Origin of the sequence: Nonomuraea sp. NPDC050790, assembly GCF_044456745.1 — a bacterium.
Lineage (GTDB): Bacteria > Actinomycetota > Actinomycetes > Streptosporangiales > Streptosporangiaceae > Nonomuraea.
In genome coordinates this window covers 87,435-112,894 of record NZ_JBITGF010000002.1, presented here as the reverse complement: position 1 = coordinate 112,894, position 25,460 = coordinate 87,435, and the positions used below count along the sequence as shown (strand labels likewise).

Annotated in this window: 23 protein-coding genes and 1 tRNA gene; 8 read left to right on the top strand and 16 right to left on the bottom strand. The window is 71.0% G+C overall.

Annotated features, from left to right (window positions below; all coding sequences use genetic code 11):
* Window positions 1–10 precede the first annotated feature (10 nt).
* The 7 genes from ACIBEJ_RS09030 to ACIBEJ_RS09000 form a co-directional block, all read right to left on the bottom strand.
* On the bottom strand, window positions 11–1,810 hold the full coding sequence (locus tag ACIBEJ_RS09030; RefSeq protein WP_397182096.1) for a hypothetical protein: 1,800 nt from the start codon (window positions 1,808–1,810) through the stop codon (window positions 11–13).
* Entirely contained in the window at window positions 1,807–3,555 is a 1,749-nt protein-coding gene (locus ACIBEJ_RS09025; RefSeq protein WP_397182095.1) for an AAA family ATPase, read from the bottom strand. The genes ACIBEJ_RS09030 and ACIBEJ_RS09025 overlap by 4 nt, the downstream gene beginning before the upstream one ends.
* A complete protein-coding gene (locus tag ACIBEJ_RS09020; RefSeq protein ID WP_397182094.1) occupies window positions 3,552–4,940 on the bottom strand; it encodes a hypothetical protein in 1,389 nt (462 codons plus the stop codon). The genes ACIBEJ_RS09025 and ACIBEJ_RS09020 overlap by 4 nt, the downstream gene beginning before the upstream one ends.
* Window positions 4,937–5,560, bottom strand: coding sequence for a 4Fe-4S single cluster domain-containing protein (locus tag ACIBEJ_RS09015; protein ID WP_397183241.1), 624 nt, complete (start codon window positions 5,558–5,560; stop codon window positions 4,937–4,939). Before ACIBEJ_RS09015 ends, ACIBEJ_RS09020 begins: the two co-directional genes overlap by 4 nt.
* Window positions 5,561–5,658: 98 nt before the next feature.
* On the bottom strand, window positions 5,659–10,200 hold the full coding sequence (locus ACIBEJ_RS09010) for a trypsin-like peptidase domain-containing protein (RefSeq protein WP_397182093.1): 4,542 nt from the start codon (window positions 10,198–10,200) through the stop codon (window positions 5,659–5,661).
* Between the two features lie 246 nt (window positions 10,201–10,446).
* Entirely contained in the window at window positions 10,447–10,767 is a 321-nt protein-coding gene (locus ACIBEJ_RS09005; RefSeq protein ID WP_397182092.1) for a hypothetical protein, read from the bottom strand.
* A 366-nt stretch (window positions 10,768–11,133) separates the two neighbouring features.
* Window positions 11,134–11,206 (bottom strand) — tRNA-Ala (locus ACIBEJ_RS09000).
* A gap of 78 nt (window positions 11,207–11,284) precedes the next feature.
* Here ACIBEJ_RS09000 and sigJ point away from each other — a divergent pair.
* Window positions 11,285–12,163: an RNA polymerase sigma factor SigJ gene (gene sigJ / locus ACIBEJ_RS08995; protein ID WP_397182091.1), complete on the top strand. Its 879-nt coding sequence runs from the start codon at window positions 11,285–11,287 to the stop codon at window positions 12,161–12,163.
* 302 nt (window positions 12,164–12,465) lie between these two features.
* Here the strand turns inward: sigJ and ACIBEJ_RS08990 are convergent, their stop codons facing one another.
* From ACIBEJ_RS08990 to ACIBEJ_RS08965, 6 genes are all read right to left on the bottom strand, one after another.
* Window positions 12,466–12,978 carry a Clp protease N-terminal domain-containing protein gene (locus ACIBEJ_RS08990; RefSeq protein ID WP_397182090.1) on the bottom strand — a complete coding sequence of 171 codons (513 nt, stop codon included), beginning with the start codon at window positions 12,976–12,978 and terminating at the stop codon, window positions 12,466–12,468.
* Window positions 12,979–12,983: 5 nt separating this feature from the next.
* Complete coding sequence (locus ACIBEJ_RS08985; RefSeq protein ID WP_397182089.1) at window positions 12,984–13,199, bottom strand: helix-turn-helix domain-containing protein; 216 nt, start codon at window positions 13,197–13,199, stop codon at window positions 12,984–12,986.
* A 33-nt stretch (window positions 13,200–13,232) separates the two neighbouring features.
* Window positions 13,233–14,060, bottom strand: a complete 828-nt coding sequence (locus tag ACIBEJ_RS08980; RefSeq protein WP_397182088.1) for a metal-dependent hydrolase — start codon at window positions 14,058–14,060, stop codon at window positions 13,233–13,235.
* Window positions 14,057–15,283, bottom strand: coding sequence for a CynX/NimT family MFS transporter (locus ACIBEJ_RS08975; RefSeq protein ID WP_397182087.1), 1,227 nt, complete (start codon window positions 15,281–15,283; stop codon window positions 14,057–14,059). Before ACIBEJ_RS08975 ends, ACIBEJ_RS08980 begins: the two co-directional genes overlap by 4 nt.
* Before the next feature lie 86 nt (window positions 15,284–15,369).
* Window positions 15,370–15,750 carry a hypothetical protein gene (locus ACIBEJ_RS08970; protein WP_397182086.1) on the bottom strand — a complete coding sequence of 127 codons (381 nt, stop codon included), beginning with the start codon at window positions 15,748–15,750 and terminating at the stop codon, window positions 15,370–15,372.
* Window positions 15,747–16,109, bottom strand: a complete 363-nt coding sequence (locus ACIBEJ_RS08965; protein WP_397182085.1) for a hypothetical protein — start codon at window positions 16,107–16,109, stop codon at window positions 15,747–15,749. Before ACIBEJ_RS08965 ends, ACIBEJ_RS08970 begins: the two co-directional genes overlap by 4 nt.
* A 62-nt stretch (window positions 16,110–16,171) precedes the next feature.
* On the opposite strand from ACIBEJ_RS08965, the gene ACIBEJ_RS08960 reads away from it, so the two are divergent.
* On the top strand, window positions 16,172–16,666 hold the full coding sequence (locus ACIBEJ_RS08960; RefSeq protein WP_397182084.1) for a DUF523 domain-containing protein: 495 nt from the start codon (window positions 16,172–16,174) through the stop codon (window positions 16,664–16,666).
* On the opposite strand, the gene ACIBEJ_RS08955 is transcribed toward ACIBEJ_RS08960, so the two are convergent.
* From ACIBEJ_RS08955 to ACIBEJ_RS08945, 3 genes are read right to left on the bottom strand one after another with little or no spacing between them, the layout of a single operon-like run.
* Complete coding sequence (locus ACIBEJ_RS08955; protein ID WP_397182083.1) at window positions 16,642–16,995, bottom strand: hypothetical protein; 354 nt, start codon at window positions 16,993–16,995, stop codon at window positions 16,642–16,644. The genes ACIBEJ_RS08960 and ACIBEJ_RS08955 overlap by 25 nt on opposite strands.
* A gap of 35 nt (window positions 16,996–17,030) precedes the next feature.
* Window positions 17,031–17,630, bottom strand: coding sequence for a TetR/AcrR family transcriptional regulator (locus ACIBEJ_RS08950; RefSeq protein ID WP_397182082.1), 600 nt, complete (start codon window positions 17,628–17,630; stop codon window positions 17,031–17,033).
* Window positions 17,630–18,028: a hypothetical protein gene (locus ACIBEJ_RS08945; protein WP_397182081.1), complete on the bottom strand. Its 399-nt coding sequence runs from the start codon at window positions 18,026–18,028 to the stop codon at window positions 17,630–17,632. Before ACIBEJ_RS08945 ends, ACIBEJ_RS08950 begins: the two co-directional genes overlap by 1 nt.
* A 102-nt stretch (window positions 18,029–18,130) precedes the next feature.
* Between ACIBEJ_RS08945 and ACIBEJ_RS08940 the strand changes: the two genes are divergently transcribed.
* From ACIBEJ_RS08940 to ACIBEJ_RS08915, 6 genes are all read left to right on the top strand, one after another.
* Window positions 18,131–18,808 (top strand): response regulator transcription factor, encoded by a 678-nt coding sequence (locus ACIBEJ_RS08940; protein WP_397182080.1) that lies wholly within the window; start codon window positions 18,131–18,133, stop codon window positions 18,806–18,808.
* A complete protein-coding gene (locus tag ACIBEJ_RS08935) occupies window positions 18,805–20,100 on the top strand; it encodes an ATP-binding protein (RefSeq protein ID WP_397182079.1) in 1,296 nt (431 codons plus the stop codon). The genes ACIBEJ_RS08940 and ACIBEJ_RS08935 overlap by 4 nt, the downstream gene beginning before the upstream one ends.
* Before the next feature lie 52 nt (window positions 20,101–20,152).
* Window positions 20,153–21,157 carry a lytic polysaccharide monooxygenase gene (locus tag ACIBEJ_RS08930; protein WP_397182078.1) on the top strand — a complete coding sequence of 335 codons (1,005 nt, stop codon included), beginning with the start codon at window positions 20,153–20,155 and terminating at the stop codon, window positions 21,155–21,157.
* Window positions 21,158–21,386: 229 nt separating this feature from the next.
* Window positions 21,387–22,757, top strand: coding sequence for a Dyp-type peroxidase (locus ACIBEJ_RS08925; RefSeq protein WP_397182077.1), 1,371 nt, complete (start codon window positions 21,387–21,389; stop codon window positions 22,755–22,757).
* A gap of 114 nt (window positions 22,758–22,871) precedes the next feature.
* Complete coding sequence (gene nhaA / locus ACIBEJ_RS08920) at window positions 22,872–24,668, top strand: Na+/H+ antiporter NhaA (RefSeq protein WP_397182076.1); 1,797 nt, start codon at window positions 22,872–22,874, stop codon at window positions 24,666–24,668.
* A 62-nt stretch (window positions 24,669–24,730) separates the two neighbouring features.
* The gene (locus ACIBEJ_RS08915) at window positions 24,731–25,324 is read left to right on the top strand and encodes a hypothetical protein (protein ID WP_397182075.1); all 594 of its coding nucleotides are present in this window, start codon (window positions 24,731–24,733) and stop codon (window positions 25,322–25,324) included.
* Window positions 25,325–25,460: the final 136 nt, after the last annotated feature.

Sequence of the window (25,460 nt, the reverse complement as noted above, 5' to 3'; positions counted from 1 at the left end):
GCTCCTTTCCTCAGCGCGAGACGGTGAAGGGGATGGGGACGGGCCGGGCCACTGCCGACGGCGGGGCCAGGGTGTTGGCGGCGGTCTTGATCGCGTCGTCGTCGTCGTGGGAGACCAGGTCCCAGCGGGCCGCGCGGAACTCCTCCCAGACGGCCTCCGCCCTCCTGGCCGCCTCGCGCTCGTGCATGTTGGTCGGCTTGGTGCCGGAGTCGACCAGCAGGACGGTCCTTCCGAGCCAGCCGGACGGCGCGGTCAACGCCGTACGCCAGTCGAGTCCCAGCGGACAGCGCCTGACCATCGTCCTGTGCTCCTGGTCGCCCGCCGGGTGCGGCGCCCTGGTCGCGGTGACCAGCAGGGCGCGGTCGCCGTGCCGCCACGCCTGCAGTTCCTCGACCGCGTGCAGGGCGTCCTCCAGCGCGACCGCGTCCGGGTACTCGTAGTCGGCGCTGTAGTCGCTCTCCAGCAGGAAGCGCAGGTCGTTCAGCGCGTCGGCGGAGTTCTGGAACGGCGTGGCGCTCGGCGGCTCCTCCTTGGGAGCGGCGCCGCGCCGTTTGCTGATCTCGTGGTCCCAGTACAGGATCACCGCGACCCGCACCTGCCCGCTCGGCCGCCCGCGCTGGACGTGTTCCACGATGTCGACGGCGGCGGCGACCCGCTCGTGGTTGCGCGGCCCGCCGAGCTCCACCAGCACCACCAGGTCGAGCGGCAGGTCGAGCCGGGCCTGGTCCAGCTCGGTGAGCAGGCCGGACCAGCTCGCCGCGGACTCGCGCACGGTTCCCGTCGACGCCGCGACGTCCACCCGGTCCGGCCCGTGCAGGGTGAAGGCCAAGGTGGCCGACTCGCCGGGCGCGAGGTCCAGCTCGACGATGCGCACCGGCTTCCAGCTCTCGCGCCGCTCACCGGTCAGCGCCACCACCGGGATCTTGAGCGCGATCCGCTCGACGACGCCGGCGGACGGCGGCGCGCAGACCTGTACCTCCGCGACGGCCGCGGATCCGGTGTCGATCCCGGCGGGGAACAGGGTGCGCGGCTCCAGCAGAAAGCCACCGGCCACCTGCCCGGGGCGGGCCAGCACCAGCGCGTAGTCGTGGGGAAGGAACGTGCCACCCGCCAGCCGGGCGGCGACGTCGGCGACGGGCGCGTCGGTGGTGACCGTCTTCACCGCCGCGTACCGCGCCGCCAGGTGGGCCGCCAGCCGGGCGGCCAGCGGCCAGTCGGGACAGCGTTCGAGGACGACGACCGTCTTCCCGTCCGCGGCCGCCGGCAGCGCCGCGTCGATGGCCGCCTCCAGCGCGTCCGGACCGGCCAGCTCCGCCGCGCCGCCGCCCGCGAGCTGGAATCGCCGCCGCAGCGGATCGGGGCTGAGCGCGGGGACCAGCCGGTCCCACGCGATCACCTCGCCGCCCAGGCCCAGCCCGTCCGGTCCGATCTCGGCCACCAGCACGTCCTCTCCGGCGGGCAGGTCCTTGAGCGCGGCGGCCAGGTCCATCAGCGTGAGTTCCGGTACGGCGGAGCGCGCCCGTGCGGCGTCGAGAGAATCAGGCGTGGTCCCGGCCAGCGCGAACAACGCCCGCTCCTGCTCGGCCGGGCAGCCGCGGGCGGCCCGGACCGCGGCCCGCACGTCCAGCAGCCGCCGCGCCGCGGCCAGCCGGTCCTCCAGCGAGCGCCGGCTCACGGGCGTCGCCGACCCCAGAACCAGCTCTCCGAGCAGTTCCCAGCCGCATCCGCCGCACGTTCTCGCGGCGGAGACGGCTCCGCAGACCGGGCAGGCCATCTCGCCGGAGCCGCCGACGAGCACCGGTGGAATCATCGTGCCGCCTCCCGGTAGCTGGCCGGCACGTCCTCGGGCATCATCGGCCTGTTCATCGCGGCTCTCAGCCCGGCCGGCCCTGCCGTCCGGACGATGCGCTCGGCCCAGTGCTCGTCCAGGGCCTGCGCCAGGTTGCGCATCTCGCCCGCGTTGCCGAACGTGGCGGGATCCCGCCCGAGGTACAGGCCGGTGACGACCCGCTTGAGCAGGTCCTTCAGCGAGGGATCGACCGTGTGGCGCATCGCCGTGAGCATGCCGAGCACGATCTCCAGCAGTTCGCCGGGCTCGTAGTCGGGGAACTCGATCTCGTTCTGGGCGGGGAAGCGGCGGCGCAGGCCCGGGTTGGCCGAGATGAACTCGGTCATCTTGTGGGTGTAGCCCGCGGCGATCACCACGAGCCGGTCGCGGTCGTTCTCCATCCGGGTGAGGATGATGTCCAGCGACTCGCGGTTGAAGCCGCCTCTGTCGTCCTCGGTCAGCCGGTAGGCCTCGTCCAGGAAGAGCACGCCGTCCAGGGCCCGGTCCACGACCTCCCTGGTCTTGGCGGGCGTGTGCCCGACGTACTCGCCCACCAGGTCGCCGGTGTCCACCTCGACCACGTGACCGCGGGCGAGCAGGCCGGCCTCGCGGTAGAGCCGGCCGATGATCCTGGCCACCGTGGTCTTGCCGGTGCCCGGATTGCCGGTGAACACGAGATGGTTGGAGCGGTCGGTCGGGGGCACGCCCATGCCCTGCCGTACCGCCTGGACCTGGGCCAGCGACCGGAGCCGGTTCACCAGTTCCTTGACCTTCGCCAGGCCGGTCAGCTCCGAGAGCTCCTCCAGCGCGGTGCGGTCGTCGGGTTCGCCGGTCACCCAGGCGCTGAGCGTGCGCCGGTTGAGGTGGCGCACCTTGGAGAGGCGGTTGAGCCAGGTCCTGGCCGACTGCGGCTCGCCCGCGCTCATCAGGCCGATGAGCTTCGCGGACTCCGTCCAGTCGTCGATCACCAGGCCATGGCGGATGCGCAGCAGGTGGACCAGCCTGGACAGCTCGGCGGGGCCCGGTTCCGGCACCCGCCCCGCCGCGCCGGTGCTCCCGCCCTGCCGCGACAGGTAGTCGGCCAGAGCGGTGGCCGAGCCCTGGTCGCGCAGGGCCTGCACCACCCCGTCCATGGTGGCGGCGGAGAACACCAGGATGCAGACGTTGCCGCCGACACCGTCCTGAACCCACATGCCCAGCCGGTCGGCGAGCTCGCGGATGGCGCCGACGTGCCGGAAGAAGTCCTCGGCCCGCTCGATCACCAGCGCCGTGCGCACGCCAGGCTGGGTCATGTAGGAGTGCAGGGTCTGCACGGCGTACGGTGCCGTGATCGTCCCGCCGGAGCGGGTCTCGCGGGTGAGGCCGCGCGGCGGCGCCGACGGGGCCAGTTGCATCCGGGGGCCCTGCGGCCCGGTCAACCGGCGCATCCGGTTCTCCCCGGGCGCGGCGGTCCGCCTGGCCAGCCGCCCGGTCAGCGACATGTCGCGGGACTCGGCGTCGAGGAAGTGCAGCGGCTCGCCGACCGAGCCGAACACGACACGGTCGAACCCGGCCGCGCGCAGGAGCTGCCACAGCGCCGGTTTGAGGTTGCGTTCCTGGTAGTCCAGGCAGACGAACGAGTCGCCGGTGCCGGGGCCGTACAACGCGAGGATGGACGCTCCCGAGTCGAGCCGGAGCGCTTCGGCCAGCCGTTCCACCACGACCGCGGTCCTCTCCTCCCGGCTCATGTCACCTCGCCTCGTGGCCGCGACGTGCGGCGCAGGCGTTCCACGTCGCGGGCCGCCGGGTCGGGCGTGGCGGACTCCTGGGGCTCGCGGACCTCGATGCCCTCCTCACGCAGCCGTTCCGCCAGCGCGCGGGCCCGTTCCCAGCGGATCATGTCCGAGCCGGTCGCGGTGTCGAAGGAGTCGATGTCGAGCGTGCATCCGGGCGGGTCGCCGGGCACGGGCGCGACCCGGATCACGATCTCGCTGCCGTCGTTGTGCCGGACCTTGGCCACGAGCATGGCCCGGTAGTCCTCGCCCTCATAGGTGTAGTCGTCCAGGCCGTAGCCGTTCTCCTGCAGAACCTGGATCACGCTGTCGGCGATGTTCGCCCGGATCTGCGAGGCGAGCTGTTGCGCCCCGGCCTCCTGGGCGATCTCCTGGAGCCGCTGCTTCAGCATCGGGACCTGACGGTCGACGAGGTCGCGCAGTTCGTCGGAGGCGGGCGCCCGCGTGTCGTCGCCCACCCGTTCCAGCAGTTCCTCGACCTCGGCGGTGAGCCGGCTGAGCTTGCCGCTGGTCCACCAGTCCACCTCGACGGTGCTGTCGTTCTCGGTGCCGTCCTGGTTCACGCCCTTGCACAGGTGCTTGTCCTGGATCAGGCCGGAGACGATGCGCAGTTGCCCGGTGGCGGCGCCGCGCAACTGCCTCCATTCACGGTCGCGCATCTCCAGGTCCAGCCGCAGCTCACTGAGCTGGAGATAGGTTTCCTGCGCCACCGAGAGCGCGGCCTCGGACCGGCCCGTGGCCATGTTGCCCTCGGCCATGGCGATCCGCTGCTCCAGGGCGGCCAGCCGTCCGGGGGCGAAGCGCTCGTGCGGCAGATGTCCTCTGATGAAGTCGCGCATGGCCACGGCGTCGGCCAGCCAGGTTCTGGCCGCCCCCGCCGCGCGCTCCTTGTCCGAGACCAGGTCGTTCAGTCCCTCGCGCAGCCGGGCCACCTGGCCCGCGCGTTCGGCGCGTTCCCTGGCGATCGTGTCGTCCACGCGGGCGCGCTCGGCGTCGAGCAGGCGCAGCGTCTCCTGCCGGAGTTCGGCCGCGGTGGCGTCGATCCGCTGTGAGAGGGCCGTTCGCTGCTCGGTCATGCGCCGCGTCTGCTCGTCGAGGCGGACGGTCGTGGCACGTTCCAAATCACGCACGCTGTCGCCGGCGCTCGCCAGCATGCCCTCGAAGGCGCTCTGCCGGTCGGCGACGACGGACATCTCCCTGTCGAGATCACGACGGACGGCTCCGCGCACGTCATCGAGCAGACCGGGCAGGTTCTCGTTGAGATCGCGAAGGTTCCTCGCCGCGGCCTGCAGCCGGACCCATTCGTCCTCGTCGACCACGATGCGCTTGCCACGGCTCATGGTGACTCCTTCGCTCTTCCCGTCGCCGTGCCGAGCGAGGTCAGCACGTGGCGGGGCGGGATACCGATGATCGTCAGGTCGCGGCCGGACAGGCTGACCTCGGCGCGGCGCGGCTGATGCTCGAGGTCGAAGCCACGCAGCCGGCCGGTGAGATGGTGGACGCGTTGGTTCGTGCTGCCGCGCAGGCCCGTGCCGTCGTTGAGCGCGGCGACGTAGCGGCCGTCGATGAGGACGTCGATCTGCCTCAGCAGCTCGGGCACCCCCGGAGCGGGCGGGTCGCGCGTGAGCCGTTCCAGCCGGAAACCCGTGAAGCAGATGACGGACAGGTCTCTGCGCGCACGGGCGATCTGCGCGACGCGCGCGAGCCCCCGCGCCTGAGCCATGGGCTCACCACCCGAGAACGTCAGCCCGTCCACCTCCGGATCGGCCAGCAGACGCTCGGCGACCTCGTCGGGCGTCATCGAGTGAGCCGGAATATCCGAAATCCATTCGGGAGCGATACATCCGTGACAGTCGAACGGGCAGCCCTGAACCCACACCGCGGCGCGCAATCCAGGACCCAATGCTCGGGTGGCCGGAGTGACGGCCGCGATATTCAGACTTGGAGCTGCAGAACGCATGACGAACAAGGCCCTTCGCACCTCCACTTACCATAGGCGCAGATCGGTGGAAGCCCCCCCAGGCACCGTCGATGCGGAGAAAGTAGCACGGCTGGTTTTCAAGAGCCAGATTGGGTTTTCGGCCCAGCGAAAAAGGGGCGGTCACTAATATCGATCTTCAGATGCGCGGCCATAATGTGGACGGTGTTAATTTCCGTTTCGGCTGGCATTCCGAGCGTACGTATGACCGTGATGCGTAGTTCCATCGCCTCGATCAGGCGCTCGCCATATCCGGCCGGATCGGCCCGTACCAGTCGATGAGCTAGGGACTCGCTCTCGTTGACCGCGTCCAGCGCCTCCCTCGGACGCTCCCCGGCCAGCAGGTGCCGCGCGTACGTCACCAGTGCCTGCTGCAGGCCGGCATCGTCCGGAGGCAGAGTGGTCCGATAACAGGCGATGGCCGCTTCCGCGTCGGCCCGCGCACGGTCGGGCGCGCCCAGCGCGGCGTGGATCTCCGCCCGCCGCACCAGCCAGGACGTCGTGCCCCGTTCCGTCCCGCCGTTCGTCGCGGCCACGAGTTCGTCGCAGTACCCCAGTGCCTGCGGCCAGCGCCGCGCCGACATCTCCGCCACGGTCAGCACGCCGAGCGCGGCCAGCACCTCGGCCCGCGCGTGCACCGGCTCCGACCGGCTCAGCTCCCGGTAGGCGGCCAGCGCCGCCATCATCAGCGCGGTCGCCTCGGCGTGACGGCCGCCCTGGTGGAACAGGCAGACGGCCTGCGTGCGCAGCGCGCGTGCCACCTGCCCCGGGCGGCCTGCCGTACGCGCCAGAGCCACCGCCCGCGCCGCCGCCGCGGCAGCCTCGTCCGCCTCGCCGAGTTCGAGCAGCGCGTCGCAGAGCCGGAAGAGCGGCAGGATCATCAGCTCCGGCCGGTCGCCCTCCGGCTCCCGCGCGATCCGGTCCGCCAGCGTCCGTACCGCCTCGCGCGTGCGGTGCATCCCCGACAGCAGCCGGGCGTGCGCCGTGAGCAGATCGGCGATCAGGTCGGGATCGTGTTCACGCAGCAGCTCAGGCCGGCGCAGGTGCCGGGCGTACACCGAATCGAGCATGCCCGCCGCCTCCTCGTCCCGGCCGAGCCGGTGCAGGGCGTCCGCGCACTCGTACCTGGCGCGCGCCAGCAGCGGGCCGAACTGCTCCGGCAGGTCGTCCGCCCGGCGCTCGGCCACCTCGGCGGCCCGGGTCGCGGCCGCCAGCGTCTCCGCGATACGGCCCAGCCGCAGTTCCTTACGCGCCAGGTCGCGCCACATCCGCACCAGATCCAGCGCGTGCTGGGTCGCCCGGTCGGCCCTGACCAGATCCTCCTGCAGCCGCACCGCCCGCTCGGCGAGGTCGCGTGCCGCCTCGTGCTGCTCGTCGGCGGCCAGAAACTCGCTCAGCTCGTAGTGCAGATCGGGGCCGGGCAGCATGTTCTCGGCCATGCCCGCCTCGTAGGCGTCCTGGAACATCTGCTGCGCCTGGCGGCCGAGCGAGATCGCCGCGATGCGATCGCCGGCGGCGAAGGCCGCCTTGGCCGAGCGCTGCAGCATGAACACCCGGTTCACCAGCGAGCCGTCCGCCTCCTCCGTCAGCCGCTGCGCCTCCAGGGCGATCTGCCCGATCAGCTCCGCCTCCGGCACCGGGCCGCCGGACAGCCGCTCGCGCGCCTGCGGAATGAGCGTGTCGAGGAAGCCCGGCAGCCGCGCGCCCATCTCCGCCTGCGTGGCGAGGGCGTGCACCAGCAGTTGCCCCATCCGATGATGGCCGGACTCGGTCTGCCTGCGGGTCACGGTCACGGCCTCGATCGACAGCCTGCGCGCCCGCGCCAGGTCGCCCTTCTCGAACGCGGCGCCAGCCTGGCAGATCAGCAGAAGGACGAAGTGCGGGCTGAGCAGCCCGAAGCCGTGGTCGATCAGGCTGCGCAGCCGCGCCACCGTGTCGTCGACCAGGTCCGCGGCGGTGACCTCCTGGAACATCAGCGCCAGCATCGACCGTATGGTCGCGACGTGCGCGAACTCGATCGCGAAGTGGTCGGGCTCGGCCTCGACCAGCGGCGCCACGGCCCGGTGCGCCTCGCCGACGCTGATGTGCGCCTCGGTGATCAGACCTTGCGCGATCAGGATCGTCGCCCGGGTGGCCTGCGCCGTGGCGCGCAGCGCCATGAGGTGCGGGTCCAGGTCGGCGAAACCGTCCATGAGCTCGATACCCTCGTCCAGGACCTGCTTGGCTTCCTGGATCCGTCCCAGGCTCTGCAGGACCTCGCCCACGGAGACAAGGGCGGTCGCGCTGGTCACCGGCAGATCCTCCAGGCCCCGCACCAGTTCCCTGATGCGCTCGGCCACCCGAAGCGACTCCTCGGCGCGGCCCGCGTTGGCCAGCCCCAGCGTCAGCGACGACAGCACGTCCACCAGATCCGCGCGGTACGTCTCGGGCTCGGCCCGGTACAACCCCTCGTACAGCCGCAGGGCCTCGGTCAGGTGCTCCAGCGCCTCGGTCAGCTCGCCCATCAGCATGAGCTGGTTGCCGCTCCCCTCGTGCAGCCCGGCGAGCTGCCAGTCCTCCAACTGCAGCGAAGCCGTCTCCTGCGTGATCAGCCGGAGGACGTACGCCATCAGCGGGTTGAGCTCGACGCTGCCGTTCGGCAGGGCGTCCACGATGTCCTGCATCACCTCGTCGTCCAGGTCGCTCCCGGCGACCACGTCCTTGATGACCGAGCCGAGCGGCTCCCCCGCCTTGGGCGCCGTCCTGACCGCCAGCGCGAGCCGGTCCGCCCGCAGCAGCCGCGCCAGCAACGGCCTGGCCTTCTTCGAGCTGTGCGCGCACGCCCGGGTGAGGACGATCAGGGCGTTGGCCAGCTTGTCGTCCGGCAGCCCGTCCAGCGCCGTGTCGGCCAGGTCCGGATGCCCGGAGAACACCTGGACGATCAGGTACTCGCCGAGGATGTCCGGGCGCAGCGGCGCCCAGTACCGCGTCTCGTCCGTCGAGCGCACGGGATACAGCTCGCTCAGCCAGGCCGCCACCTCGATGCTGTGCGCCTTGGACAGCTCGAACACCTTCCTGAGCAGCGCCGCGGCGGAGCGGGCGTCGTCCGCGCCCACCAGCGCCGTCAGCGCGACGGCCTGCTTGTGGGTGGTCTGCCCCATCCCCGTCAGCCCGCGCGCCGCGACGCTGCGCGTCCAGAACCGATTCTCCCGCGCCAGGATTCCGTCGAGCACGTCCCGGATGTCGACGTGGTCCGCCTCCACCGGCTCCTCCTCGGCCCGCAACACGGCCAGCAGCGCCGCCGCGTGCACCTGGAGCACCGGAGGCCGGTCGTCGGCCGGGACCAGCGTGGTGGAGGGCGTGCCCGGCAACTGGTGCACCTGCGCGAACGCCCTACATGCCAGGGCGAACTCCTTGTGCTGGTCGGAGATCGAGTCGCTGAGGCCGGGCAGCTCGTGGACGGTCTCGCGCCGCTCCACGAACTGCCGCATCCGCCGCTGCCCCAGCCGCGACGGCAGGATCGTCGTCCACCACTCGCCGTGGTGGCGGGCCAGCAGCAACACCCGTAACCGCTGCTCCGCGGCGAGCGGAATCTCCGCCAGCCGGTCCAGCAGATCGGCCAGCTCCGGCCGCCCCTCCGCGTAGTCGATCACCACCAGCGCGTCCTCGCCCACCCGGCCGAGCTGCTCGGCCAGCTCCGCCGCCCGATCCGCCGCGCCGCCGCAGGCGACCTTGGAATCGAGCAGTCCGGCGATCCAGCCGCGTTCGATCATCCTGCTCACCAGTTCCAGCGCCAGCCGGGTCTTCCCCGTACCGCCCTGGCCGGTGAGCAGGCGTAACGTCAGCGGGCCCGCGCGCTCGCACCAGGCGACGTGCTCCTCCAGAAATCCGTCGCGCCCGTGGAAGGGCACCACCTTGTACTCGGCCCGGAGTGGCCACGACGGCCCAGCGTCCTCGCTGGTCGGACGCTCCGGCTGCTCCACGACGAGAAGCTGCTCCAGCGCCGGCCCGATCGCCTTGCGGCGTTCCTCCCGCCATCCCTCGCTGGGTCCCGCGGCGGCGTATAGGGAAGGAACGTCCGCCACCAGCGGCGCCAGCGGCACGAACCACCCGCCGTTCGGAACGCGGTCGTCCGCGGTCCGCTTCATCAGCCCGCACACCCGGCCCGTGCGCACGTTCAGCACCGGCGCTCCGCTCATGCCCCGCAGCACGCGAGCACCGGTGACCCGCAGCAGAAGACCGTCGGCCGCGCCCGTGGTGGTGATCCGGAGCTCCTCCCGCGTCCAGGCGCCCTCCTGGAACGCCTGGGTGAACCCGACCGCCCACAGCCCGTCCCCGTCGTAGCCCGAGCGCGGCACGTTCCGATCCAGCTCCACGTACGGGTGGCCCGGCAGGTCCGGCGTCTCCAGAAAGGCCAGATCCGGCCCCGGATACGGATCGACCCGCCGATCCGGCACGTCCGGCAGCCGATCCCGCACCGTGACGCCGACCTCGCGCCCGGCCCAGATGATGGTGACGTCGTCTCGGGGGACGACGTGCGCGCAGGTCAGAATGGTGTTGGGCGCCACGAAGACCCCGGTCCCGGCGTTTCCGCCGCTGCGGATCGGCACGGCGCTGCGATACAGCAGGTCCTCCAGGCTCATGTGCGCGTCGATGCCCCGGCCGTACTCCCCGCACACTCGCGACGCCGAATCGTGACTCACCATCCGCGGGCCGGCATCATTCGCTCGCGAGAGCGTGCCCGCTGTCTCGGCGCGTCGCGAACCCGGTTCGACCGGGCATGGATCGTGTGTCGAGGACCTTGTTTGCGGACCTGATCGCCGTAGGACCATGTCCTTATGTCAGTGACCGAGTTCGCCAACGTGTCCGAGGACAAAGATCGTGGCATCTCATCCAAAGGTGGGCTGTACGAGTTCTGGACCGCGGCGGGTACCCCTGTCTATCTCCACGACACCGATTTCCGGCGCCTTACCTGTGAGCCCGGCGGGCCATTGACGTTGGAGCTGGAGTTCGTCTACTCCCCGCAGTGGACTCCACCCGAGCTGACGCAGACGCCTGTCGTGACCTTCCGGTGCGAGCGTGTCCACCTCGTCGAGTGGCTCGAGGATCAGGAGGGCCATGACTCTGTTGCCTTTCATCGTCTCCAAGGTGACCGTCACGATCCGCTTGAGGAGATCGATGATCCACTCGATCGCGGAGCGTGCACGCATGCTCTGGGCAGCTCAGGCAGCCAAGCCCGCCTATTGGTCGTGGGAAAGGCGTCTGAAGCAGCTACCAGCCGTTCGGTATTGCTGCTCGTGGCCGCCCAAACACATGATCTCGTCCGGCCAACCAACGCCCTTCCGGTACGCGCGAGCCGCGCGCCGCAGGCGCGCCCGAGCAAAGACGCCCGAGCGCAGCGAGGACGACCAGGAGTCGGGGCCGCGCCCCGACTGGAAGAACGCGCGAAGCACCATGCCCTTAGCCAGAAAGCGCCCGACCTGAGGGAGGACCTTCAGGGGTCGAGCTTCAGCTCGACTGGAGAAATGCCTGGAGTCCGAACGCGCGAAGCGCGCCGATGTGGAAGATCTTGTTTGTGGAGCTATGGGGATTCGAACCCCAGACCTCTTCCATGCCATGGAAGCGCGCTACCAACTGCGCCATAGCCCCTTGCGGTACGGCCCCAAGTGTATCGGAACTTGGAGGGGCTCATGTCACGCCAAACCTCGTGTGATACGTCTACCTTCTATGTTCGAGGAGCACCGCCAGCTGCTGGTCGGGGTCGCGTACCGGATTCTTGGGTCGGTTGCCGATGCCGAGGATGTTGTGCAAGAGGCGTGGTTGCGCTGGTCTGGGGTGGATCAGGGGGTTGTTGAGGATGACAAGGCCTATCTGATCAGGGTCACCTCTCGGCTGGCCATCGATCGGTTGCGGTGGGCCAAGTCTCGGCGGGAGTCCTATGTGGGGCCCTGGTTGCCTGAGCCGATCAGTACCGCTCCTGATGTGGCTGAGCATGTTGAGCTGGCGGAGTCCGTTGAGCTGGCCATGCTGGTCGTCCTGGAGACGTTGTCTCCGCTTGAGCGGGCGGTGTTCGTGTTGCGGGAGGCGTTCGATCTGCCTTTCGCGGAGATCGCGGAGATCATCGGACGGGCTGAGCCCGCTACGCGGCAACTGGCTCGGCGGGCTCGGGAGCATGTTCAGGACAAGCGGCCACGGTTCGTCACCGATCGGGACGAGCGGCGGGAGATGACCGAGCGGTTCATCAACGCCTCCTCGAACGGTGATCTCGACGATCTGATCGCCATGTTGTCGCAGGACGTGACCATGGTGACCGACAGCGGCGGGAAGGCCCGGGCGCCGCTGCGGGCGCTGCTCGGGGTGGACAACGTCACCCGGTTCCTCCTGTCGGTCACCACCGCCGAGGGGGTCGCCAAGTTCATGGCCTCCATCGGGATGCCTGGGGACGTGGAGCTGGAGTTCCGGGTCCAGGAGGTCAATGCGGCTCCGGCCGTGGTGGTCAGCGTGGGGGGCCGGGTGATCACGGTGTTGTCGCTGCTGGTGGTGGATGGACGGATTGCGACGATCTATCTCATGGCCAACCCGGACAAGCTTCAGCGCCTCGTCTGACGGTCCCGCGCGTCATGATCCTCCTGTACGCGGCCGCGAAGAACTGGCCAGAGCAGAGCCACGGCCAGACCTCCAGGGGGTGAGCCCGGGGTAGTGGGGTCGGGAATGGGGTCGGCTCAGTCTCGGGGGTTGGTGCGGAGGCCGGCTGAGGGGGCTGGCCCGGGCAGAAAGGGCCGAGGGGTCGCCGGGCAAGGGATGGGTGAAGGCCCCGAAGCAGGGCCCGTGACGGGTAGGCGGGTCAGGGGCGGGTCGGGCCAGGGGCGGGTCGGGTCAAAGGTGGGGCGGGTTAGGGGTGGGCGGGGTCAGGGGTGGGTGGGCATGCCTACCTCGGCCACCAACGCCCGTACGTTCACCCCCACCCGCTGTAGATGCCGAGCCGCCCCGTTCCCCCCATCCGCCAGCAACCCCCACAACAACCTCTCCCCGGTAACCGCCCCAGGCCGCCACAAAGCCACCTCAACCACCTTCCGAGCCGCCCCAGCCAGCACGATCTCACCGCGCGGCCCATACAGGACGACGCGCAACGGCCGCAGCCGGTGACGGGTCAGCCGCCACTCCCCCGGCGACCAGGTCCGCTGCCGCACCTCGTCGAGCGAGATCCCCAGACCGGCCAGCAACGCCCGCGTGTCCCGCAGGTCCAGCCGTCCGCGCAGCGCGTCGGCCGTGGCGGTGAACGTGGCCAGGGAGAACGGCCGGGTCTCGGCCAGCGCCAGCAGCAACATGTCGGTGTCCAGCCGCCGGTGCCCGGCTTCGAGGGCGAGTACCCCGGCGGTGACGAAGGCGTGGCGGGCGGATTCGGTGAACCTCTCGAACATCGGACCTACCTCCCGATCCTGCGCGCGTGCTTGCGATGGGCGGTCTGCCGGCGCACGCCCAGCGCGTCGGCGACCTGCTCCCATGACCAGCCCTGCGCCCTGGCATTGGTGACGTGCACGGCTTCGAGCTCTTCCAGCAGGGTCCGCAGCGCGGCGACGGCCTGCAGGCCGGTTCCTGGGTCGCGGTCGGCGGCGGCCTGCGCCAGCTCGGTGACGTCCATATCTGTCAGCATAAGCTGACAAAGGGCGATTTGTCAGCCTGTGCTGACAACCGTGTCCATCGTGAGCGACTGCTCCCCCAGCTCCAGCGCCACCGTGACGCTCCCCAGCTCCGACGTACGCCGCACATGCGTGCCCCCGCACGGAATCGACGCCTCACCCTCGGGAAGAGCGCAGTGCCAGGTACGCCGAGCCGTCAGCCCAGGCCCCGGCACATCGATCCAGACCGGCACGTCAGCCGCCACCCACTCCTTGAGCCGCTCGTTCACGACGGCGGCGACGGCGACCGGATCCAGCGAGTCGGCCGTGAACCCCTTCTTCCGCAGCGACTTGCCCAGCCGGTAGACGTCCTGGCTGCGGAACGGGCCGATCGAGGAGGACGTGATCGCGCTCTGGTCGAAGTCGGGGCTGCCCAGCGCGTCCGGCCGCGTCTCCTTGCGCCACATGCCGGCCAGTGCCGCGTTGAGCGCCAGTGCGGCCAGGTGGCAGGCGGTGTGACCGGCGGAGAGCGCCGCCCGGTATCCGGCGTCCACGGACAGTTCGACCTGCTCACCGACGGGCAGCGGCGTGTCGGTGACGTGGACGACGAGCCACTGCCATCCGTCCTCGCCCCGCCGTACCGGAATGTCGGCGGCGAGGAAGACCTCGCCGGAGGGGGCGCGGGCGGCGGTCACGCAGTCGACGACCGGCAGGCCGCCGATCAGGCCGCGGTCGGCGGGCTGGTCGGGCCAGGTGTGGTCGAGCGGGTGGAACGGCGTCTCGGCGGTGACGAGGCCGTGCCGGTCCCCCGCCGGCACGGTCCCGACGATCTCCGAGTGGCCGCTGACCTGGCCGTTGGGGAAGGTGACGACAGTGGAGTTCACACTCTGATTGTCTCAGGGAGGCGCTCGTCCTCGAGGTAGCGGTTGCGGCCCGCGTACAGGCCGGTGAGAAGCTGCACGACCAGCACCCCGAAGATCAGCGTGTACGGCAGCGCCCACCCACCCGTCACCTGGTGCAGCACACCGACGACCAGCGGACCGGCCCCGGCGATGAGGTAGCCGGCGCTCTGCCCGAACGCCGACAGCGCGGCGGTGGCCTCCGGCGTGCGGGTGCGCAGGGCCAGCATCATCAGGGCCAGCGGGAAGGAACCCATGCCGATGGCCACGAACACCACCCAGACCAGCGCGGTCGAGGGCGGCGCGAACCAGAGGCCGGCGAAGCCGATGACGTAGGCGACGACCAGGCCGACCACGACGGGCCGCTGGTCGCGGAAGCGGGAGGCGACGACGGGCACGAACATGGAGACCGGGATGTTCAGGGCGGTGAAGACGCCGAGGATCATTCCGGCCTGGGAGGTGGTGTAGCCGCTGTCGGTGAGGATCGTGGCGAGCCAGCCGAACATGATGTACGCGATCATCGACTGGGTGCCGAAGTAGATGGCGACCATCCACGCCAGCCTGCTCCTGAGCAGTCGCTTCGGCCCGGCGTCCGCGCTGCCCGCGGTCCTTTCCGGTTCGCTGCGCAGCAACGCCAGCCACGGCACGACCGCGATGGCGGCCAGCGCCGCCCAGACGCCCAGCGCCACGTGCCAGTCGCCGCCCGCGGCCCGCTCGATCGGGACCGTGGCCGCGGCGGCCAGCATGGTGCCGGCGGCCAGCGACGTCGTGTAGACGGTGGTCATGATGCCGGTCTTGGCCGGGAAGTGGCGCTTGATCAGCGTGGGGATCAGCACGTTGCCGACCGCGCCGCCGGACAGCGCCACGGCGCTGGTCAGCAGGAAGACGGGCGCGGAGTCGACGAGGCTGCGCACCAGGAGGCCGAGTCCGAGGGTGACGAGGGCGGCCAGCAGGAGGCGGTGCTCGCCCATCCTCCTGGCCATGGCCGGGGTCACGGCGCCGACGGTCGCGAAGGCGAGCACGGGCAGGGTCGTGAGGAGCCCGGTGCCCACGCTCGACATGCCGAGGCTGTCGGCGAGCTGGTCGAGCAGCGGTCCCACGCTGGTGACGGCGGTGCGCAGGTTCAGCGCCGCGAGGACGATTCCCAGCACGAGCAGCCAGGCGAGGGGTGCGGTTCTGCCTCTGGTCTCTTGGGCTGCCACGCTCATGCGGGAAGAGTCCTCCAATCATGGGACGAATCAACACGCAGCCTAACAGGCCCTAAACACCTCTTTATTCCTGACCGTTACGCAGATCACACCGGGCGACGGCGCAGCCAGAAGAGCCCGACCAGGGGAAGCACGAGCGGGATGAACAGGTATCCCCTGCCGTAGGCCGACCACACGGTGTCGTGGGGGAACGCCGCCGGGTCGAGCAGGCTGGCCGTACCCACGACCAGGACGCCGACGAGCTCGATCAGCAGCGACACCAGCGCCAGCCGCCGCGCGCCCCGCCACAGCGCCACGGTGAGCAGGACGTAGACGGCGGCGGCGAAGGCCGACAGCGAGTACGCCAGCGGCGCCTCGGAGAAGCGCCCGATGATCTGGACGGCCGCGCGTGCGCCCGCGGCCAGCGCGAACAGCCCGTATACGGCGATCAGCACCCGTCCCGGACCGGTGCCGAGCGACGTGCTCACAGCCCCTGCCAGATCTGCTGCAGCCGCGCGGTCATCACCGCGATCGCGAACCCGGCCACGACCAGGATGCCCGAGCCCCACCGGCTGCGCTCGGCCAGCGCCAGGAACACCCCGGCGGGCGGGATCAGCGCGGTCCCGCCGAGGTAGCCGTAGAGGGTGCCCTTGGAGACGTGCGCCCCCTCGCCGCCGGCGACCGCGGCGATCACGAACCCGGCCTGCACCAGCACGGCCACTTCGAGCAGGCAGAAGCCGACCAGCAGGACCATGCCCATGGCCCGGTTGCGGATCGCGGTGATCAGGCTCGCCAGCATGAGCAGGACCGCGAGGGCGATGACGACGGTCGCGACGATGGTGTTCATCGGGCAAAAGGCTACCGCCGCCCCCCGCCGCCCCCGGCGACAGGCCGCATAGGATCGGCCAGGTGGAGAGGATCCTGGTCAGCGCATGCCTCATGGGCAGGAAGGTGCGCTACGACGGCGGTGCCAAGACCAGCGCCGACGCGCATCTGGCCGCCTGGCGCGAGGAGGGCCGGCTGGTCGTCTTCTGCCCCGAGGTCGAGGGCGGGCTGCCGACGCCGCGTCCCGCCGCCGAGATCGAGGGCGGGGTCGGCGGCGAGGCGGTGCTGTCGGGCGCCGCGCGGGTGCTGACCGCCGACGGCGGCGACGTGACCGCGGAGTTTCTCGCGGGCGCGCAGGCCGCGCTCGCCTTCGCCCAGTCCTTCGGGGTACGGCTGGCCGTCCTCAAGGAGGGCAGCCCGTCCTGCGGATCGTTGTCCATCTACGACGGCACCTTCCGCGGCCGGCGCACCCCGGGCCACGGCGTCACCGCCGCCCTGTTCGAGCTGCACGGCATCAAGGTGTTCTCCGAGGAGCACATCCCGGAGGCCGCCGGCTACCTGCGCACCCTGGAGACGTAGAGCGAGCCGCCCAGCCCGAGCGCCAGCACGAGCGCCATGACCCGGTGGTACCACATGGTCAGCGGGGTGCCGTCGCCGGGACCGAGCGCCAGGGCCAGCACGCCCAGCAGCACCCCGCCCAGCGCGGCGGAGTAGCCGTAGACCATCCAGTCCCATCGCCGGTGTCTCAGCGCGCCGTAGCCGCCGGCCAGCAGGCCCGTGCCGCAGACGGTCTCCACCACCACGGCGGGCACGATCCTCGGCTCGAACCAGATCCCGCTGTGCAGGATCGCGAAGCCGTACAGAATGGCCGCGAGTACCACGGCCAACACACCCAGCGCCTTCCCCATGAGGTCAACGCTGCCACTCGGGCGGCGGGGGCGAATCATCCCCGGGATGGCGCCGGTGCTACATCAGCCGCCGTAGACAGCATCCGCCGGACCACCGCGATCACCGCGTCGATGGTCACCCGCGCCTCGTCCTCCGACTCGCAGGCCGCCACTTCCCGTCCCGACTCGCCCATCACGGTCGTCAGCAGCACGACCAGCATGTGGGTCTGCCGGTTGTCGGCCAGGCCGAGCAGCTTCTTGTTGCCGCCGATCCAGTCCCAGCCGCGCTGCCTGCGCAGCGTCGTGAACTCCGCCGGCCCGTCGCTCTCCAGGAACAGCCTGGCCACGTCGCGCTGCTCCCACGAGCCCTCCAGGTAGGCTCGCGCTCCGGCCAGGAAACGTTCGGTGGTGCCGTCGACGGCCTTGGCCGCCTTGGCGGTGCGTTCCTCCTGGTCGCGCATGAACTGCTCCCACAGCGCCAGGAACAGGCCCGGTTTGCCGCCGAAGTGGTGGTAGAGGCTGCCCACGCTGATCCCCGACGCCTCGACGATGTCGGCCACGGTGGCCTCGCCGTACCCCTTGGCCAGGAAGACCTTCCTGGCCGTGCCCAGCAGCGCCTCGCGGGTGCCGCTCGATCGGGTCCACTGCCTGCTCATCAGTACTCCCAGGTGTCGGTACGCCGCTCCGCCGCGATGCAGAACACCGCCGAACCGTGCTCGGCCTGCACCAGGTCTACCCGGATCCAGCCGTCGTTCTTGCTCACCTTGGCGGTGTATCCGCTGTTGGGCGTCGCCGAGACCAGCCGGCACCCGGCCGCGCCGATCGTGAAGGCCACCTCGCCGCCCTTCACCGTGACCACCTTGACGTCCCCGCGTGGCTTGGGCGTCTTCTTCACGGTACGGCGGGGCGTGGGCGTCGGCGTGGGTGTGGGGATTGGCTCGGGGGTGCCGCTCTCGTTGGGCCGGGGCGTGTCGTCGCCGTCGGCCAGCGTCCTGGCGGCCAGGGGCTGCACCCGCACGTCGTCCACGAACTCGCTGCGCAACACGCCCCTCACGCCGAACCACGAGACCGATATCGCCACAGCGGTCGCACCGCACCACGTGGCAACGTAGCGAAGGGTTCGCCGCATGGGTTGCATTATGTACGGTTAGGCGCCATGGCGACGGTACTCGTAGTCGAAGACGATGACTTCGTCCGGTCGGCGATGATCCACGAGCTCGACCGGCGCAACCACGCCGTCCGCAGCGCCGGGTGCGCGCTCGACGCGCTCAGGGAGATCTCCCAGCGTCCGCCGGACGCCGTCATCCTGGACCTCGGACTGCCCGACCTCGACGGCTCCGAGGCGCTGCGGATGGTGCGCGGCATCTCCGACGTACCCGTGATCGTGGCCACGGCGCGCGACGACGAGGCGGAGATCGTCAGGCTGCTGGAGGCGGGCGCCGACGACTACCTGGTCAAGCCGTTCTCCGGAGACCACCTGGGCGCGCGGCTGGACGCGGTGCTGCGCCGGGCCAGGTCCGCGCCGCCGCCGCAGGTGCTGCGGATCGGCGGGCTGGTCATCGACGTCAACCGGCGCGAGGCGGCGCTGGACGGGGTGCCGCTCTCGCTGACCCGCCGCGAGTACGACCTGCTCGCCTACCTGGCCGCCCGCGCCGACCGCGTCGTACCCAGGAAGGAACTGCTGACCGAGGTGTGGCAGCAGTCCTACGGCGACGACCAGACGATCGACGTGCATCTGTCGTGGTTGCGGCGCAAGCTGGGCGAGAGCGCCTCCAAGCCCCGCTACCTGCACACCGTCCGCGGCGTCGGCGTCATGCTCTCCGCCCCGCGATGAGGCGGACGCTGGCCGTCCTCATGGTGGCCGTCACCTCGATGGTGGCGCTCGCCTTCCTCGTGCCGCTCGCCCTGATCGTCAGGGAGACCGCGCAGAGCAGGGCGGTCGCGGAGGCCGAGCGGCAGGCTTCCTCGCTGGTTCCGGTGCTGGCGCTGACCACCAGGACCGGCGACCTGGACCTGGCCATGGCCCGCACCGCGGCGGGACGGCGCGGCCACCTGGCCATCCACGTCGGCGGCGGGCCGTCCTCCGGCACCAGCCGCGCGCCCGCCGCCGAGGTGGCGAGGGCCACCTCGCAGACCCGGGCCGGGACGATCAAGCTGCCTTCCGGGTACGTGCTGCTGCGCCCGGTCGCCCTCGACGGCACCAGGAGCGCGGTCATCGAGGTGTTCGTGCCCGCCGCCGACCTGAACCGGGGGGTGTTCTCCTCCTGGGCGGTGCTGACCGGGGTGGCCGTGGTGCTGGTGCTCGGCTCGGTGCTGGTCGGCGACCGGCTGGGCGCCCGCGTCGTACGCGCGGCGCGGCGGCTGGGCGGCGCGGCCACCGCGCTCGGCGAGGGCGACCTGGCCGAGCGCATCCACCCCGACGGCCCGCCGGAGCTGGTCGCGGCGGCCACGGCGTTCAACTCGATGGCCAACCGGGTCACCCAGTTGCTGGCGGCCGAGCGGGAACTGGCCGCGGACCTGTCGCACCGGCTGCGCACGCCGCTGGCGGGCCTGCGGCTCAGCCTGGAGCATCTCGGGCCGCAGGCGGAGGCGAGCAAGCAGGCGCTGACCCGGCTGGAGGGCGAGGTGGACGCGATCATCGCCGCCGCCCGCCGGCCGCAGCGCACCGCCACGTTCTGCGACGCGGCCGAGGTGCTGCGTGAGCGGCTGACGTTCTGGTCGGCGCTGGCGGAGGACCAGCGGCGGCCGTGGCAGCTCATCGGCGCCGCGCTGCCGGTGCGCGTCCCGGTGCCCGCGGCCGAGCTGGGCGCGGTCGTGGACGCCCTGCTGGGCAACGTCTTCCGCCACACCGCGGAGGGCACGGCGTTCAGCGTGACGCTGCACGAGGGCAAGGACACGGTCGGCATCCTGATCGCCGACGCCGGTCCCGGCATCAGGGATCCGGAGACGGCGATCGAGCGCGGGGCGAGCGGCGCGGGTTCGACCGGGCTGGGCCTGGACATCGCCCGCCGCCTGGCCGAGTCGACCGGCGGCACGCTGCGCCTGGACCGCTCGTCGCTGGGCGGCGCGCAGATTCAGGTGTGGCTCAGAACGCGTGCCGTGAAAAGGGCCCTAAGTCGAGCTTAAGGGCGACATAAGCGCAAAATTTCGGCCTATTGTGTGGTCCAAGGTGGGCTGCATGCAGATCAACCGCACGGCGATCGTCGCCACCTCCCTGGCCACCCCCACCCTGCTCGTGCTCGCGCTTCTCCCCGGTACGGCAGGCGCCCACGGCACCATGAACAACCCGCCCAGCAGGGCCATGGTCTGCTACGCGGAAGGACCCGAGAGCCCCAAGAGCGACGCCTGCAAGAAGGCCGTCCAGATCGGCGGCACGCAGCCGCTCTACGACTGGAACGAGGTCAACCTCGCCGCCGCCGCGGGCCGCCACCGCGAACTCATCCCCGACGGCAAGCTGTGCAGCGCCGGCCGCGACAAGTACCGCGGCTTCGACCAGGCCCGCGCCGACTGGCCCGCGACCACGATGACCAGCGGCGCGAAGCACTCGTTCCGGTTCCGCGCCACCGCGCCGCACCGGGGCTCGTTCGAGCTGTACATGACCAAGGACGGCTACAACCCGGCCCAGCCGCTGAAGTGGAGCGACCTGGAGGCGAAGCCGTTCCACACGCAGAAGGACCCGGCGCTGTCCGGCGGCGCGTACGTGATGGACGCCCAGCTCCCGGCGAAGAAGGGCCGCCACCTGATCTACGCGGTGTGGCAGCGCAGCGACAGCCCCGAGGCGTTCTACTCCTGCTCCGACGTCGTCTTCGGCGGCGGCAACGACAACCCCGCGCCGACCCCGACCGGCACGCCCACCGCCACCCCCAAGCCCACCCCGGCCCCGACCCCCACGGCCACCTCGAATCCGGGTGGCGGCATCACCCTGGCGGCCGTCAACGCCGGGGTCGGCGTCGCGCCCGCGAGCGTGAAGGTCGGCGCGCAGGTGACGGTGACGGCGGTGTGCGGCGGCTCCGGCGTCAGGGCGGTCGCGTCCAAGGCGTTCAGCCCGGTGCGCGCCAACGCCGCCGCGGCCACGACCGCCTGGGCTCCGGCGCTGAAGGCGGCCAAGGCGGGCACGTTCCCGGTGATCGCCTACTGCAAGAACGGCGACACCGCCCGTACGAAGCTCACCGTCTCCTCCTGAGCCCTCCGGCCGTCCCGTACCCCCCGGAATTCCGCGCGGGGCGGCCGGAGTTTTTTCGGGAAACTTCGCTTTTCCGCAACTTCTTGAGGCACTCAGGAGTCGTATTAAGTGGGGCGCGTCGGTAACGAGGGGAATTGGACTGGCGCACAGACAGCCGCACTGTGGGTGCAATGGCCTTGCCGACGCGTTAATTGGGGGCCCCTTCATCACGACGGGGAAAGGATGGGCAATGCCTGTCGACCTGAACAACGCACAACCCCTCGCCTGGGACTCGGCCTCGCTCGACGCCGACACCAAGGCGATGCTCGACAACCTGCAGCCGAACATCCTGCGGGCACACGTGCGCGAGTACCTGACGGTGTTGTTCGTGCGCTTCAACGACGTCGCGGAGGGCAAGCGGTTTCTGCGCCACGTCGCCACCACGCACATGAAGTCGGCGCGCAAGCACCTGGAAGAAGTGCGCACCTTCGGCCGCGAGCGGCGGCCCGGCAGCGCGTACGTCGGGATCGGGATCAGCAAGGCCGGCTACCGCGACCTCGGGCACTCCGTCGAGGACGTACGCCGCTTCGGCGACAAGGTCTTCCGCGACGGCATGAAGCGGCGGATCGCGCTCGTCGACGACCCGGCCGTCGATCAGTGGGAGAACACCTACCAGCGCGAGATCCACGCGGTCATCCTGATCGGCGACGCCACGGCTGAGCCGGTCGCGCGGCTGCGCGAGGAGATCCTCGGCGAACTGCCGGAGAGCGCGAGGCTGCTCGGCGAGGAGAGCGGCCAGGGCCTGCGCAACCCGGCCGGCGACGGAATCGAGCACTTCGGGTACGTGGACGGGCGTAGCCAGCCGCTGTTCCTGAAGGACGAGGTCGACCGGGAGCCGAAGAAGCACTGGAACCCGGCGTTCCCGCTCGGCAGCGTCCTGGTGGCCGACCCGTTCGCGCCGAACCCGGCCCGCCACTTCGGCAGCTACTTCGTCTTCAGGAAGCTGGAGCAGAACGTCCGGGCGTTCAAGGAGATCGAGCGGGACCTGGCCGACGGCCTCGGCCTCACCGGCGCCGACCGGCCGCGGGCCGGGGCGATGCTGGTGGGGCGGTTCAAGGACGGCACACCCGTGACCACCAAGCCCAAGGCCGGCGGCGGCCCGGTGGACAACGACTTCACCTTCGACGCCGACGACGGCTCCAAGTGCCCGTTCAGCGGGCACGTCCGCAAGACGAACCCGCGCTCGTTCGGCCGCGAGGTGCTGATGGCACGTCGCGGGCAGACCTACGGCGAGCGCACCGACCAGCCCTGGGACGACGCTCCGCCGGAGACCCGGCCCAGCGGGGACGTCGGTCTGCTGTTCATGGCGTTCAACTCCAGCCTGCTGAGCCAGTTCGAATTCACCCAGCAGTCGTGGGCCAACAACCCGGACTTCCAGGTGGAGGGCACCGGTCACGACCCGGTGATCGGGCAGGGGGAGCGGGACATCAAGGTCACGTTCCCGAAGGTGTGGGGGCGGCCAGAGCAGTCGTTGCCGCAGCCACAGGTCGCCCAGACGGTGACGATGCGCGGCGGTGAGTACTTCTTCATGCCGTCGCTGGCTTACCTGCGCGGTCTGTGACCCCGACGCTCATGGCCCCTCCCGGGGGGTCATGAGCCGGGAGGCCGTCAACCCGGAGCCCGTCAGCCGGGCGATCGTGGGCCGAGGTCTACGATCGTTCCGGGGGGATCCGGGATGATGCGCGCGTTTCTGAAGACGGAGGCGGGCAGCACGGTCGTGCTGCTCGCGGCCACGCTGGCGGCCCTGCTGTGGGCCAACTCCCCCTGGGGCGACAGCTACGAGACGTTCTGGCACACCCAGGCCGGGCTCTCCTTCGGGGCCACCGAGTTCTCGCTGGACCTGCGGCACTGGGTCAACGACGGGCTCATGACGATCTTCTTCTTCGTCATCGGCCTGGAGGTCTCCTACGAGGTACGGCTCGGCCAGCTACGCGACCGGCGCCTGGTGGCCGTGCCCGCGGTCGCCGCCCTGGGCGGGATGATCGTTCCGGCCGCCGTCTACCTGGCCTTCAACGCCGGAGGCCCGGCGGCGGGCGGGTGGGGCGTGCCGATCGCCACCGACACCGCGTTCGTGCTGGGCCTGCTGGCCGTGGTCGGCGCCCGGTGCCCGGAGCCGCTGCGCGCGTTCCTGCTGACGCTGGCCATCGTGGACGACGTGCTCGCCATGATGATCATCGCGATCTTCTACACGGCCGCGCTCTCCATCCCCGCGCTGATCGCCGCCGCGCTCCTGCTGGCCGCGATCGTGACGCTCCGGTGGCTGAAGATCTGGCGCGCGCCCGCGTACATCCTGCTGGGGTTCGCGCTGTGGGTGGCCACGCTGGAGAGCGGCGTGCACCCGACGCTGGTGGGGATCGCGCTCGGGGTGCTGGTGTTCGTGTACGCGCCGAGCGACCTGAAGCTGTTGCGCGCGGGCGAGGCGGTGCAGCAGTTCACCAGCGAACCGTCGGCCGGGGCGGCGCGCGAGGCGGCCAGGTCGGTGCAGCGGGCGGTGTCGGTGAACGAGCGGCTCCAGCTCCGCCTGCACCCGTGGAGCAGCTACGTGATCGTGCCGGTGTTCGCGCTGGCCAACGCCGGGGTCAGGCTCGACGGGGAGACGCTGCGGCAGGCGCTCACCTCGCCGGTGTCGCTCGGCATCGCGCTGGGGCTGGTGCTGGGCAAGTTCGCGGGCATCTCGATCGGCACGTGGATCCCGCTGCGGTTCAACTGGGGCGTGCTGCCGGGCAACCTCGTGTGGGGGCAACTGCTGGGCGGGGCGGCTGTGTCGGGGATCGGGTTCACGGTGGCGCTGTTCATCGTGGACCTGGCCTTCGAGGACGCCGCCATCGCCGCGCAGGCCAAGATCGGCATCCTGGCGGGTTCGCTGCTGTCGGCGCTGGTGGGGTGGATCGCGTTCAAGCTCGCCTGGGATCGGGGCGGGGTCTGCGCGCCGCCCGACGCCGAGCCGGAGGAGGAGCTTCCCGTGCTGCTGGCCGTACCGGTGAACGCGGACGACCACGTGCGGGGGCCCGCGGACGCGGCGGTAACGATCGTGGAGTACGGCGACTTCGAATGCCCCTTCTGCGGGCGTATGCACGGGGTGCTGCAGGAGCTGATCGAGCGGGAGCCGGACGTGCGGCTGGTGTTCCGGCACTTCCCGCTGCGCAACATGCACCCGAGGGCGGTCGCGGCGGCCCTGGTCTCCGAGGCGGCGGCCGACGAAGGGCGCTTCTGGGAGATGCACGACATCCTCTACGCGAACCAGCGGTTCCTGACAGATGAAGACTTGGGACACTATGCCGCCGAGCTGGGCGTGGAGCCGTGGACGGACGTGCCGCGCCACTCCCGGCGACTCGCCGCCGACGAGCGGTCGGGGCGCGAGAGCGGGGTGCGAGGGACGCCCACGCTGTTCTTCAACGGCATCCGCCACCAGGGAGCGCTGGACGCGGAGTCGATCAGGCGTGCGGTAGAGGAAGCCCGGAAATCCCCATAAGGTCGAGAAGATCTCTTTATCGACGGATTCGGGGCGTGAATCGCGTGAACATCATCAATATCTTGATCAATCTCCTGATGTTCGTGGCCTTCGGCGCGGGCGCGGTGATCACGGGAATGGCCCGGCGCCAGCACGGCAAGGCGGCGGTGCTCGGCCTGATCGGCTGCGTCCTGCTGATGATCAACGTGCTGCCCACGGCGGCGATGACGATCTTCGCCCCGCAGATCGCCAGAGACCTCGGCCTCTCCATGGCCTCCACGTTCTTCGGCATTCTGGGGTTCCTGAACATGGCGCTGACCCTGGGCGGCTTCGGGCTGCTGGTGGCAGCCGTGGTCGCCCGCCGCACCCCCCAGCCCCAGGCCCCCGCCTGGAACCAGCCCCAGCCGGGGTACGGCCAGCAGCACGGTTACGCCCCGCCCGCCAACTACAACCAGCCCCAGCCATACGGCCAGCCCCAGGGATACGGCCAGCCCGCGACCCCGCACCCCGGCATGGCAGCCCCGCAGCCCGGCACGCCCCACCCCGGCGGCGCGCCCGCCCCGCAGCCGGGATCCGCGCCCACCGACCAGCCGACCCCACCGCCCGCGAACCCGCAGCCATGGTCCGACCCCAACACCCCCGGACAGCAGCGCCAGCCCGGGCCCGGTGGTTCATGAAGCGGACGAGTTAACCACGCAGATGTGACAATGTCGGGAAATCATCGGCGCGATTCCCGGGGGAACCATGACTCCACCGCAGCAGGGCCCGCAGTACCCCGACCCCGAGCAGACGGTACGCCACCGCTGGCCCGGC